Consider the following 13,013-nt stretch of genomic DNA (forward strand, 5'->3'; position numbering starts at 1 on the left):
GGTGCGGGCCGGTGTCGGGCCGTCGCGTCACGGCCTCACAGTAAGAGATATGGCGCAAGCGGACCATCCTACATAGGGCTCGGCAGGTCTGCCGCGCCGCATGACGGCGTTATACCCAAGTGTGATAGTGTCAGGCTGGGAGCGGCACCTAACATGCAAAGAAAACCGGGCATGAGCCGGATCCGGACGCGCCGGACGCCGTGGAGAAAGCGCGTCCGAAACCGAGCCGAACCGTCACGTTGGCGCAAGGGGAAAACCGTAGCAATGAGCTTTGTTCGTATCGTGGACGACGACGCCCTGTGCGTATTGCTCGACTTTAGAATGCGAGGCATGCAAGGAGTCGACGTGCACCGTCAACTGATCGAGAAGCAGCGGCACATTCCTGTCGTGTTCATGTCCGCGCAAGGCGACGACGAAACGGTTCGCCGCGCGATGCAGCACGGCGCCGTGGCTTTTCTGCGCAAGCCCTTTGCAGAAGACGTGTTACTCGATTCCATTTCGATTGCCATCGAACGACATGGAGAAGCGAAGTGAGCACAGAGGCATTTATCGAGGGATTTCGCGGGGCGTCCCCTGAGGCCGGCGCCACTGTGCATTTCGATCAGGTCTGGTTCGATCAGCTCGTGCTCGAAGCGCTGCTGGTCGACGGCAACATCGTGCGCTATCGGGCGAGAACACCGGACGGCGCGCAGTCGTGGGTGGTTGCCGTGCCCACCGATCTGCCCTCCGAAGCCGTATTCCGGCGTTTGCAGCAGGAGTTCGCCCCGGCCGACAAACTCGATTCGGCGTGGGCTGTGCGGCCGCTCGCGCTCGTGCGTCTCGCGCGCGGCCCGATACTCGTGTACGAAGACAACGGCGGTGCGCTGGTTCTGCCGCCGGCTGACGGCACGATCTCACTCAGCCGGTTTTTGCGGATCGCGGTCGGCGCCGCGCACGCTTTGCGGCTCGCGCATACGCGTGGCGTCCTGCATCGCGACATCAAGCCGTCCAACCTGCTGGAAGGCACGGACGGCACGGTGCGCCTGCTGGGCTTTCGCGACACATTCAACCTGGCCGGCGATCCCTCGACAGAATCGTCGGACACGCTGTACGGCACGCTCGCCTATATGTCGCCGGAGCAGGCCCGACGTGCGGAAGGTCAAGCCGACGAGCGCAGCGATCTCTATTCGCTCGGCGTCACTCTCTACGAACTGCTGACCGGCCAGTTGCCTTTCGAGGCGGCCGACGCCGTCGAATGGGTTTATAACCATGTCGCCCGTCAGCCCGCCAATCCACGGCAATATCGCGCGTCCTTGCCCACGGTGCTCGGTTCGATCGTGCTCCGGCTGCTGGCCAAGAGCCCTGGCGAGCGCTATCAAAGCGCGTCGAGCCTCGAGGCCGATCTGCGCCGCTGTCTCGCCGACTGGAACGAGATGCAGCACATCGTTCCGTTTGAACCCGCCGCGGAAGACAACGTCAGGAATCTCGCCGTCACGCATCGGTTGTTCGGTCGCGCGGTCGAATATAAGGCGCTGCTCGGCGCTTTCGAGCGCAACGCGATGCAGGGCGCGGCCGAACTCATCTTCGTGTCCGGCTATTCGGGCGCGGGAAAATCCGAACTCGTACGCAGCGTGCACCGCGCTACCGCGCAGACCTCCACGCTCTTCGCTTCGGGCAAGCTCGAACAGTACGGGCAGAATGCGCCCTACGCACCGCTGATGCAGGCGATACGCTCGCTGTTCCAGCGCATTCTCGGCGAGACCGATAGCGATCTGGACCGCTGGCGCGAGGTACTGCGCGAAGCGATCGGGCTGCAAGGCAAACTCATCGTGGGTTTCATTCCCGAACTGGAGCTGGTGCTCGGCGCGCAGCCCGATGTGGCGGATCTGCCGCCGGTGGAAGCGCAACTGCGCTTTCAGGCGCTGATCACGCGTCTGCTGTCCGTCTTCGCGACTCAAGCGCACCCGCTGATCCTGTTCTTCGACGACGTGCACTGGTTCGACGACGCCACGCTGAATTTCATTGCGAACTTCGTGGCGACCGTCGAGATCCGGCACGTGCTGCTGATCTGCGCTTACCGCGACAACGAGGTTGACCGCTCGCCCAAGTTCAAGGCCTTTCTCAAGTCGCCGCCAAGCACCGGCGCGCGCGTCACCACGCTCGCCGTGGGGCCACTCGATACCGCGAACGTGATGTCCTTGCTCGCCGACGCGCTGCATTGCGACGCCGCGCACGTCTATCCGTTGGCGGCGGTCGTCCACGAAAAGACCGGTGGCAATCCGTTTTTCGTCAAGCAACTGCTGCTTGCGCTGGCCGACCAGCAGTTGATCGCCTACGATGGCATGGCCGGTAGATGGACGTGGGATATCGATCGTATCGGCGAATATGAATCGTCCGATAACGTAGTCGACCTGATGGTAGCGCGCCTGTCGCGCCTGCCTCGGGATGCCCAGGCCATGCTCAAGCTGCTTGCGTTCATGGGGCGCCGGCTCGACAGATCGACGCTGGTACGGATCGACCGTGCCGGCGGCGTGGAATTGGAGCGGCGTCTGCATCCGGCGATCAAGGCAGGTCTCGTCGTGTCCGACCGGATGGGTTTTGCTTTCGCGCACGACCGGATTCAGGAGGCGGCGTACGCGTTGACTCCGGCAGACGAGCGCGGTGTCGAGCATGCGCGCATCGCCCGCATTCTGATGGAAGATTTCGGCGTGCGGGCCGTGCAGAATTCGGCGTTCGACATCGCGCACCACATCGAACGGGCTCAGGCAGCCGGCGCGTTGCGCGATCTGGATTCGGGCGAGACGAAGGCATTCGGGAGAATCTGTCTGCAGGCGGCGCGTCACGCGAAAGAAGCGATCGCCATGCAGTCCGCGCTGAGCTATCTCGACGTCGCGCAAAAGCTGCTCGACGCGAGCGGCGAAGACTACGCGCAATCGCTCGGCTATGAGATTGGCGTGCTGCGGGTGCAGTGCTACATCCTGAACGCGAATTTCGATGCAGCCGCCACGGAGATCGCGAAGCTGCTGCGCCAGGATCTCTCGATCGTTGCGCGCGCATCGGTCTACAAGCTGAAAGTCGACATGCAGCAGCATCTGTCGGACTACGAAGCCGCGGTTGAAACCGCGCTCGAGGGCGTCAAGCTGTTCGGCACCTACCTGCCGCGCTATCCGGAGGCCGCCGATGTCGAGGCCGCGTATAGCCGGCTCAATGATTCGCTCGCGTCGCGCACGATCGCCTCGCTCGCGGATCTGCCGATCTTGCGTGACGAGAAGATCGAATCGGAGATGAACCTGCTGGCAAGCGTCTATGCGCCGGCGTCGTTCGTGAACGAACGGCTCGGCTTCCTGCATCTGTGCCATATGGTGCAGCTCACGATCGATCACGGCATCACGGCGGCTTCCGCACATTGTCTTTCGTGGTTCGGCGTCTACGTGGGGGAGTTTTTCGGCCGCTATGAGGAAGGCTTCGAATTCTCGCGGCTGGCGCGCACGCTGGTCGAAACGCGAGGTTTCAACGCGGTAGTCACGAGCACGCTGGTTGCGCTCGATACGATCGCCGTCTGGACCCAGCCGCTGCCCTACGTGCTGGAATGCGCGCGCAACGCTTTCGAGTCGGCGCGCCCCAGCGGCGATCTGACCATGAGCTGCTACTCGTGCAATCACATCGTCTCCGATCTGCTGACGATCGGTGCGCCACTGGAGCAGGTCGACAGGGAAATCGATCTCGGCCTCTCGTTCGCAAGACGCGTGCGCTTCAAGGACGTGGAAGACATCCTCGAACTGCAGAAACGCTACGTGCACAGTTTGACGGGCGGCCCCGGGCTGCCTGGCAATTTCGGCGTCGTGGTCGACGGACGCATGACGTTCGACTCCGACCTGCTCGACACGCAGATGACCACGCTGCGCTTCTGGATCTGGCTGCTGAAAGGGGTTTCCTGCTACTTTCACGGTGACTATCAGAACGCGTTGTATTGCCTTGCCGAAGCGGGCGAACTCAAGTGGGCGACGCCCGCGCACATTCACCTGCTCGACTATCACCTCTACGCCGCGCTCGCTATCGCGAAGGTCTATTCCGCCGAAGGCGAGGCGGCTCACGCCGTCGCGCGGATCGAACCACATCTCGCGAGAGTGAGGACCTGGGCGCAACTCAACCCGGCGACCTTCCGCGACAAACTGCTGCTGGTCGAAGCCGAGGTGGCGCGCCTGAACGGCACGCCGCTTGCGGCCATGGCGCTGTACGAGCAGGCCGCCGCAGTGGCATCCGAAAGCGGCTTCAATCACAGCAATGCGCTGGCTCACGAGATGGCGTCGCTGTGCTGCGAGGCGAATGGTCTTTTCAGCGCAGCGCGCCACCATCGCCGTCGCGCGATCGACAGCTACATGCGTTGGGGCGCGCTGGCCAAAGTCGAGCTACTCGAGCGCAGCGGGCGTCCAGCGCAATTGTCGTTCGAGCAGCCGGTCGCGTCGCGTCCCTCGATCGAGATCGCCGATGCGCAACAGCGGTTCGATCTCGTCGCCGCTTTAAAGTCGTCGCAGGCACTCTCCGAGGAGATCGTGCTCGACAAACTCATCCGCACGCTCGTGACGTTGGCCATCGTGCACGCTGGCGCGCAGAGCGGGATGCTGATCCTGTTGAAGGGCAATGTGCCGGTTATCGAAGCGAGCGGGCAGGATGCACCGCACGGCGTTCAGGTGGCGCTGGGCGGCGACCAGCTCACGCGTGAAGATCTGCCGGCTTCGGTGTTCTATACGGCGCTGCGCACGCGCAAGCCGGTCGTGGTGGAAGATGCGCAACACGATCCGCGCTTTTCATTCGACGTAGCCTTTGCGAAACGCCTGGTTCGCTCCGTGTGCTGCTTGCCGCTCGTCAAACAGGGCAATGCCGTCGGCGCGTTGTATCTGGAGAACAATCTGACCGCGGGCGTGTTCACGGAAAGCCGTACGTCTGTGCTCGAATTGCTGGCCTCGCAAGCGGCCATTTCGCTCGAAACGGCGCGCCTTTACGCGGAACTGCTCGAAGAAAACAAGCGGCGCCAGGAAACGGAAATGGCCTTGCGCATGAGTGAGGAGGCCCTCGCGCTCGGACAAAGAATCGGCCGCTCGGGCAGCTACATCTGGAACACATTGACAGCCGAACGCTACTGGTCGAAGGAGCTTTACAGCGTATTCGACCTGCCGATGGACGCCGGCAGCCCCGGCACCCAGACGATTCTCGACCGGATTCATCCCGAAGACGTCGCGCTCTATCAGGAAGTCGTCGAGCCGGCCGCGCGCAATCGCACGTCATTCAGGCAGAAGTTCCGGATCGTTTCACCGGACGGCACGCTCAAGCACCTCGAAGTGCTCGGCGAGCCCTCGGGCGTGAGCAGCTTTGTCGGCGTGGTAACGGATGTGACCGACCGGCATACTACCGAACTGGCGTTGCAGAACGCCAAGCTCGAACTGGCGAAGGCGTCGCGTGCGACGACGATGGGCGAACTCGCTGCATCGATCGCGCACGAAATCAATCAGCCGCTGGCGTCGATCGTGTCGAATGCGAGCGCGGGCGTGCGCTGGCTCAACCGGCCGGTGCCGGACATTCCTGAAGCGTTGAACGGCTTGCGCGATATCGTGAAGGACGGCAAGCGGGCGGGCGACATCATCCGCGCGTTGCAGTCTCTCGCGAAGGAAGCCAAGCCGAGCTTCGTGCCAACTTATGTCGACAATGTGGTGCGCGAGGTCTTCGAACTGGCCGCGGCGGAAATCGAGCAACGCGGCCTGGTGGTGCGAATCGATCTGGGCGCCAACCGTTCGGTGATGGCCGACCGGGTGCAATTGCAGCAGGTGTTGTTCAACCTGGTCATGAATGCCGCGGATGCGATGGGCCATCTCGATGCGCGGCAGCGGCTGCTCAGCGTGACGTCGAACGTCGGCGATCAGGGCTCAGTGGTCGTGTCCGTGAGAGACAACGGCAGCGGGATAAATGCGGACATCGCATCGCGCATTTTTGACGCCTTCTTCACGACGAAGAAAACCGGCATGGGAATGGGGCTTGCCATCTGCCGATCCATCATCGAAGCGCACGGCGGCACACTGACGGCCGGCCCGGGCGAGCCACGCGGAACGGTGTTCGTTTTCACTTTGCCGGCAGCGGCCTAGTGTCCCGTTCTGTTGTTAACTAATCTATGTTCACGTAGCATGCTGGTATCAACGGAACGGGAGATACCAGCATGCCCATGGGACGACCGAAGGCCGACCTGGTATTGAGTGAAGATGAGCGCTCGCAACTGACTTCGATAGCGCGTTCGCGCTCGATTTCGGCGGCGCTGGTGACGCGTGCGCGCATCGTGCTGGCTGCTGCTGCCGGGGAACCCAACAGCGCAATTGCCCAGCGTCTTCAGATCACGCGTGCCACGGTGGGCAAGTGGCGTATCCGGTTCCTGGAGCATCGCATCAACGGGCTGCATGACGAAGTGCGTCCCGGCAAGCCGCGCACGATTGACGATGAGCGCCTGGCTCAACTGATTCACAAGACCCTGCACACCAAGCCAGCGGATGGCTCCACGCACTGGAGCGTGCGCACGATCGCCGCCGAAACGGCTATCTCGCCGACGAGTGTGCACCGCTACTTCAAGCTGCTGGGCCTGCAACCGCATCGCAGCGAAAGCTTCAAGCTCTCGACCGATCAATTCTTCATCGAGAAAGTGCGCGACGTGGTCGGCCTGTACCTGAGCCCACCGGAGAACGCGCTGGTACTGTGCGTGGACGAGAAGAGCCAGTGTCAGGCCCTCGAACGTACGCAACCCATGCTGCCGATGGGTTTCGGTTACGTCGAAGGCGTTACCCATGACTACGTTCGTCACGGCACCACCACGCTGTTCGCCGCCCTGAACGTACTCAACGGCGCAGTGCTCGCCACCTGCAAGCCGCGTCATCGGCATCAGGAGTTCCTGTCGTTTCTGCGCGAAATCGACAAGGCCGTACCGGCTGAACTCGACGTGCACTGCATCGTAAACAACTACAGCATCCACGAGATGCCGGCGAGCGAGCCGGGCAGGCCGCTCACGATGATCAGCGGGTCAAGCCACGACTGGAAGTTCACCACCATCAGCAGATAGACGAGCGCGATAGCGAACACAAGGCCGGCCTCGAGGCCGCCGAATGATTCGTTCATTGACTGCACCTGGCCGCGAATCACGATCGACGAACCGGGCGGCAATTGCGCACGCGCTTCGTCGACGAGCTTCGACACGTCTGTTGCGACGCCGCCCAGATCGCGCCCTTGTGTCGAAGCGAAGATGTCGAGCACCGGTTGCACGTTGTAGTGCGAGACGACGGCCTGCTGCGTGCTGCGAGACATCATGCCGAGCGTGCCGAGCAGATTCTGCGCGCCTGTAGTGAGGCCGAATGTCGTAACCGGAATGTTCGCGAGGGTTTGCAGCGAGTGAATGTCGTACTGCGGCACTTCGGCCATCAGCGGATAGCTCACGCCATTCTTCGGATCGAGCCAGAAGTTCGGCGTGGTTTGCGAGCTGCCAGATAGCGCGATCAGCAGATTCTGCGCGACGTCGCGCTGAGTGAGGCCGGCCTGAATGGCCTTCGTCCGATCGACGTCGACGTCGATCGCGGGTTCGTCGCCCGGCTGCTGGATGCGTGCATCGACAAGACCCCGCACGCTGCGCGGTTTCGCCAGCAGGCGATCCGTCACGACGCGATTGTCGTCGAGCTTGTTGCCGACAATCTGGATATCGATTGGCGCGGGCAGGCCGAAGTTGAGAATCTGGCTGACGATATCGGCCGGCAGGAACGAGAAGGTCACACCGGGAAACGACGCGTTCAGCACGTTGCGCAGCTTTGCGACATAACCAGAAGTCGGGCCGATGCCGTGTTTCAGCGTCAGCATGATGTCGGCGTCCTCGGGGCCGATCGGGTCGGACGAGTCGTAGGTCAGATTGATGCCGCTCACCGGCACGCCGATGTTGTCGAGCACTGCCGCCTGATCCTGCTTGGGAATCACGCTGGCGATCGTCGCTTCGACTTCGTCGGTAATGCGGACGGTCTGTTCGATGCGGGTGCCAGTGGGCGCGCGCAGATGCAGACGGATTTCGCCGGTGTCGACTGCGGGAAAGAAGTCGCGGCCCGCGAACGGGATCAGCGCGAGCGAGCTGAAACACAGCACGAGGAAAATGCAAATGAAGCGGCCGCGATGAGCAATCGCTCCTTGCAGCACATTGCGATACCGTCCGCGCGGCTTTTCGAAGCGATGTTCGAAGGCCGCCTGAAACCGGACGAGCGCGCCGAAGCGTCCCTGCGCGGCTTTTACGTCTTTCGATGGCGCGCGCATCAGATACATCGCGAGGGTCGGGATCAGTGTGCGCGAGAAGAAGTACGACGCGCACATCGCGAACACCACCGCCTCGGCGAGCGGCACGAACAGATAGTGCGCCACGCCGGAGAGCAGAAACATCGGCACGAACACGGTGCAGATCGACAAGGTCGACACGAAGGTCGGCACGGCGATTTCGCCCGATCCATTCAGGATTGCATCGTGCAAGGGCTCGCCGTTCTCGATGTGATGGGTAATGTTCTCGATCGCCACGGTGGCGTCGTCGACGAGAATGCCGACCGCCAGCGCGAGGCCGCCTAGCGTCATGATGTTGATGGTCTCGCCCAGCGCGGACAGTGCGATCAGTGAGGTCAGCACGGCAAGCGGAATCGACACGGCGATGATGAGCGTGGCGCGCCAGCTGCCCAGAAACAGCAGGATCATCACGGCTGTGAGGCACGCCGCGATCATTGCCTCGCGCACCACACCGGTGATCGCCGACTTCACGAACACCGACTGATCCGACAGCGGAGTGATGACCAGCGCGTTCGGCAGCCCAGGCCGTGCTGGTCTCGGCAGTGCCGCCGATCATGCTGAAGACGGAAGCGAATCCGGGTGGTCTGCCGATTTCGGTGTTCGACGGTATTCGCGAGAGCGTGCAGAATAACCGCTCGCAATTCTTCAAGGATCTGGCCGTGCCGTTCTACGGTTTCAATCGTCCGGATGCAAAGGTGTCGCAAGGCACGATCGATTCGTTCTGGCAGATCGGTATGCTCGGTTCGATCAAGGGTCTCTACGACTACGTCAAGGCGTTTTCGGAAACCGATTTCAACGAAGATCTGAAGAAGGTGACGGTGCCGGCACTAGTGCTGCAAGGCGACGCCGATCAGATCGTGCCGCTCGACGACTCCGGCAAACTGTCGTCGAAAATCATGCCGAATGCGAAGCTGAAAATTTACGAAGGTGCGCCGCATGGTATGTGCACGACGCACGCGGACCGCGTGAACGCGGACCTGCTGGAGTTCATCAAGTCGTAACCAAGCAGGCCGGCGGCGCCGTTGCGGTAGTCGTCGGCGTGTGTGATTCGCGTTGTTTCGTGGCCCGCTTGCGTGTGGGCTTTGCAGGCTGCTCTGCAAGCGGGTCGCCATCGGCGGAAACGCGCAGTCGAGTGCGATGCTTTGCAGGAAAGTCTATCGGCGTGGTTGGAGTCCGCCGTGTTCAAGCCGTGTCTGGTGCGAGACCCAGTTGCCGCCGTGCCGGCGCCAGTTGCCCGGCGGCGTGCCGACCAGTTGCGAGAAGGTTCGCGTGAAATGGCTTTGATCGGTGAAGCCGCATGCGATCGCGATTTCGGACAACGACGAATCGGATGTGCGCAGCAGACGGCGTGCGCGTTCGATGCGCTGCTCCAGCAAGCACTGATGCGGCGTGCAATGGGTGGTCTCGCGAAGCGCGCGATTGAAGTAGCTGCGCGACAGATTGCAGGCGCTCGCGATCTCTTCGAGTGATACATTGCCGTGGGTCTTCGCGAGCAGTATGTCTTTGCCGCGCGCTTCGTGCAGACTCGAAAGCCGCCGGCCCGGTCTGGCCACTTGAGTGCGAGCACCTGCGCAAGATGGCCGAATATGGCGTCCTTGTGACCCGGCCGCGTGGAAAAGCCTCTGATGGTCGAACCGTTTCGCTCGTAGCCGGTGTTCGCGATAAAGACGCGTGAAAACTCCACCAGCACGAAATCGAATGAGCCGTGCAGATCGGCACGGTAGTCCTCTTCGAATTTGCGGATGTAGACCGAGTCTTTCTCGAAGTCGTGCAATGCCGAGCGTGCGCCTGACATGATGCGCCGGCGGTGGCCGGCAGTGAGCGACACGCCGATCAGGAAGCCTCGATCGGAGGCGGGCGTGGCTACTTCGCTGGTTTTCTCTTCGCGGCGGCACTTGCGATAAAACGTGAAGTCGCCTGCCTCGAGTTCAATGTCTTTATGCAACTGATTAGAAAGACATCCAAGCGAGTCTTTCTTTCGGGCGGCCGTGCCGTTTGAAGTTTCTGTAAGGTTCAACATGATCCGTCACCTCTGTCGTCGCGCTAAATTCACAAGCCCGTTCGCGTTGCCAAAATCAAGAGATGGTAATAACCAGCGGAGTACCGCGATTATCTCGGAAATTATTTACGAGGGTTATTAATTTTCGTTCAGGTTTGGACGTTGCAAGCGATAATTTAACTCGGCGGTTTTCGCAGAGCCTTGTCCTTCAAGGCTGAAGCGCCAGTTGAGCGGGTGTGTGCACGGCCGCCGGCGCCAGATTCGTAATTCGCAAATCGATTTTCTGTTTGAGAGCCACGACCAGAAATTCAACGAAGGTCTTTATCTTCGCATCGACGAATTGACGGGACGAATAAACCACAAACACATTGGTGGTCTGAAGCGGATACTCTGGAAACAGTTGAACCAGTTTGCCTTCCCTGAGTTCGTCCACAACCGAATAGGTCGGCACGGCGCCCACGCCGGCGCCCGCCAGCAGGGCAACCCGCAATGCCTGCATATTGTTGACGACGAAATGCCCGGCCGGCTCCGTTTCACCCACGGCATCGCCGGCAAGCTCGGACGGCCACTCGGCGGGCGGATCGAAGGACGAACTGGTTTGCATGAGCGCGTGGTTCGGCAGATCGGCGATGGTGCGGATCGGATGCCGCGTGAGGTAGTCCGGCGCGGCGACCAGAATACGCTCGCACCGGCCGATCAGCCGGCTCACATTGCGCGAATCCGGTAACGACGAAGCGGACACGATCGAGACGTCGAACTCGTCTTCGATCAGATTCGCCATATGCGGCAGCAGTTTCAGATCAACCGACACCGCGGGAAAGGCGTGCCGGTATTCGACAATAGTGGACGTCAACTGTTTCAGGCCGATGTCGGGCACGGCATGCACCCGCAATTTGCCGCGCGGCAGCGTGTGCGCGTCGCTCGCTTCCGCATCGGCGTCGTCGATATCGGCGAGGATTTTCTTGCAGCGCTGGTAATAGCGCTCGCCACACTCGGTGAGTGAGACGCTGCGCGTGGTGCGCTGCAGGAGTCGCGTGTGGAGATGCTCTTCGAGCGATACCACGGCGCGTGAAATATTACCGGCGCTGCAGTCCATATGTTTGGCAACTGCGCTGAAATTACCGGTTTCCGCGACTCGCGAAAACACGCGCATGCTGAAGATTCTGTCCATAGCCGCTGTTACCTCTTGATCGGGTTGATTCCGACAACACGTCTTGCCTGATGTGGAAACAATACGATCCGCGGCGGCCTTGCGCTAGCCCTACATTGGGCTAGCGCTGTCACTCATGCATTCACGCTTCTCATCCGCACGTATAGGGGTTCGCGACGGTTGGCAGGAGGCAGGAGGAAAACGCCGGCCGTTGACGCGTCATGGCGAACCCGGTCCGAACGATTGCGCGAGCCGTGGGCCTTTGAAGGTGGCTTTCCGTTGGGTCGAACCTTGGCGTGTCACCGCCGAATGATGCCTGTACGAACTGGCGGGTGCATCCCGCCTCAGGACAATTAATAAAATCAGCACGCCGGCGAATGCCGCCGCCATGTTTCCCGCCTCGGTAATCGAACAGATGCCCGCCGTCGCAGGGGCGGGCGATCTGCGTTAAATCTTCAGCAGGTGTGCCGCATTGCCGCCGAGAATCAGATTCTTTTGCTCGGACGGAAGGTCGAGGCGATCGAGGAAAGTGACCGGCTGCTCGTAGCCCATGTCGAAGCAGTAGTCGCTGCCGAGCACCAGCCGGTCGATGCCGATGTTCTGGATCAGAAAGTCGAGCACGGGACCGGAATGGGAAACCGTGTCGTAATTGAAGCGGCGCAGGTAACTACTCGGCTTCTGTGCGAGCCGCCGCGTTTCGGGGCGCACCGTCCAGCCTGCGTCGATGCGGCCCATCAGGATCGGTAATGCGCCGCCGGCGTGCGGCAACGTGATGTTCAGCTTCGGATGCCTGTCCATCACGCCGCCGAGGATCAGATGCGAGCCGGCAATCGCAGTGTCGAACGGATTGCCCAGCAGGTTGCTCAGGTAGTAGTCGCCGAGTCGCGCGCCGCCGACCGTCTGCTGCGGATGCAGAAACACCGGCAGGTCCAGTTGTTCGATGCGTGCGAAGACCGGCTCGAACAGCGGGTCGTCGAGATCCCGGTTGTTGATGTTGGTCCCCATGTAGACGCCGCGCACGCCCGGCAACCCGGATGCGCGTTCGAGTTCGTCGATCGCGTCGTGCGCGTTCAGCATCGGCAGCGTGGCCAGCACGACGAAACGGTTCGGATACTGCACATGTATCGCGGATGCCGACGCGTTCCACGTTCTCGCGAGTTTTGCATTGAAGGCGCGGTCGGCCCAGTACACCATCGGCACGCTCAACGACAGCGCTTGCATATCGACACCGGAGGCGTCCATGTCGGCGAGCCGTTCGTCGATCTTGATGAACTTCAGCGGCAGGGGGCCGAGGCCGCCGGCGGGCGTCTGGAAGCTGAAGCTGGTTGCGTCGCACGTGAATTTGCCGCCGAACTTTGCGCCTTCGCTGCCCACCAGTTCGCAATAGCTGTCGGGGTAGTAGTGCGCGTGAATATCGATCGAGCGGCCTTTGCCCGCGGCGCCGGCTTTGCCTGCAACGCCTGCGGCGGGATTCGTGGTGGCGGCCGTGGCCGGCACGCCCGAGGCGAGGCCGCCGGCGAGTGCGGCCATCGTTCGGAGCAAGCG

5 protein-coding genes and 3 pseudogenes are annotated in these 13,013 nt (G+C 61.7%); 4 read left to right on the forward strand and 4 right to left on the reverse strand.

Features of this window, described 5'->3' with window-relative positions; all coding sequences use genetic code 11:
* The first annotated feature begins 153 nt into the window (after positions 1 to 153).
* The 3 genes and pseudogenes from OKW30_RS24930 to OKW30_RS24940 all read left to right on the forward strand — a co-directional run.
* Positions 154 to 534, forward strand: coding sequence for a response regulator transcription factor (locus tag OKW30_RS24930; RefSeq protein WP_260336681.1), 381 nt, complete (start codon positions 154 to 156; stop codon positions 532 to 534).
* Entirely contained in the window at positions 531 to 6,116 is a 5,586-nt protein-coding gene (locus OKW30_RS24935) for a trifunctional serine/threonine-protein kinase/ATP-binding protein/sensor histidine kinase (protein WP_184073710.1), read from the forward strand. The genes OKW30_RS24930 and OKW30_RS24935 overlap by 4 nt, the downstream gene beginning before the upstream one ends.
* Positions 6,117 to 6,187: 71 nt before the next feature.
* A pseudogene (locus tag OKW30_RS24940) lies at positions 6,188 to 6,997 on the forward strand (IS630 family transposase); the annotation flags it as partial.
* Here OKW30_RS24940 and OKW30_RS24945 read toward each other — a convergent pair.
* Positions 6,976 to 8,868: pseudogene (locus tag OKW30_RS24945) on the reverse strand (efflux RND transporter permease subunit); the annotation flags it as partial. The pseudogenes OKW30_RS24940 and OKW30_RS24945 sit on opposite strands and share 22 nt — an antisense overlap.
* Here OKW30_RS24945 and OKW30_RS24950 point away from each other — a divergent pair.
* A pseudogene (locus OKW30_RS24950) lies at positions 8,838 to 9,320 on the forward strand (alpha/beta hydrolase); the annotation flags it as partial. The pseudogenes OKW30_RS24945 and OKW30_RS24950 overlap by 31 nt on opposite strands.
* Positions 9,321 to 9,473: 153 nt before the next feature.
* Here OKW30_RS24950 and OKW30_RS24955 read toward each other — a convergent pair.
* The 3 genes from OKW30_RS24955 to OKW30_RS24965 form a co-directional block, all read right to left on the reverse strand.
* On the reverse strand, positions 9,474 to 9,872 hold the full coding sequence (locus OKW30_RS24955) for a helix-turn-helix transcriptional regulator (protein WP_429347896.1): 399 nt from the start codon (positions 9,870 to 9,872) through the stop codon (positions 9,474 to 9,476).
* Between the two features lie 654 nt (positions 9,873 to 10,526).
* Complete coding sequence (locus OKW30_RS24960) at positions 10,527 to 11,471, reverse strand: LysR family transcriptional regulator (protein WP_311540533.1); 945 nt, start codon at positions 11,469 to 11,471, stop codon at positions 10,527 to 10,529.
* Between the two features lie 444 nt (positions 11,472 to 11,915).
* Positions 11,916 to 12,998: an amidohydrolase family protein gene (locus tag OKW30_RS24965; RefSeq protein WP_260336680.1), complete on the reverse strand. Its 1,083-nt coding sequence runs from the start codon at positions 12,996 to 12,998 to the stop codon at positions 11,916 to 11,918.
* Positions 12,999 to 13,013: the final 15 nt, after the last annotated feature.

This window comes from Paraburkholderia sp. Clong3, from assembly GCF_050436485.1.
Taxonomy (GTDB): domain Bacteria; phylum Pseudomonadota; class Gammaproteobacteria; order Burkholderiales; family Burkholderiaceae; genus Paraburkholderia; species Paraburkholderia tuberum.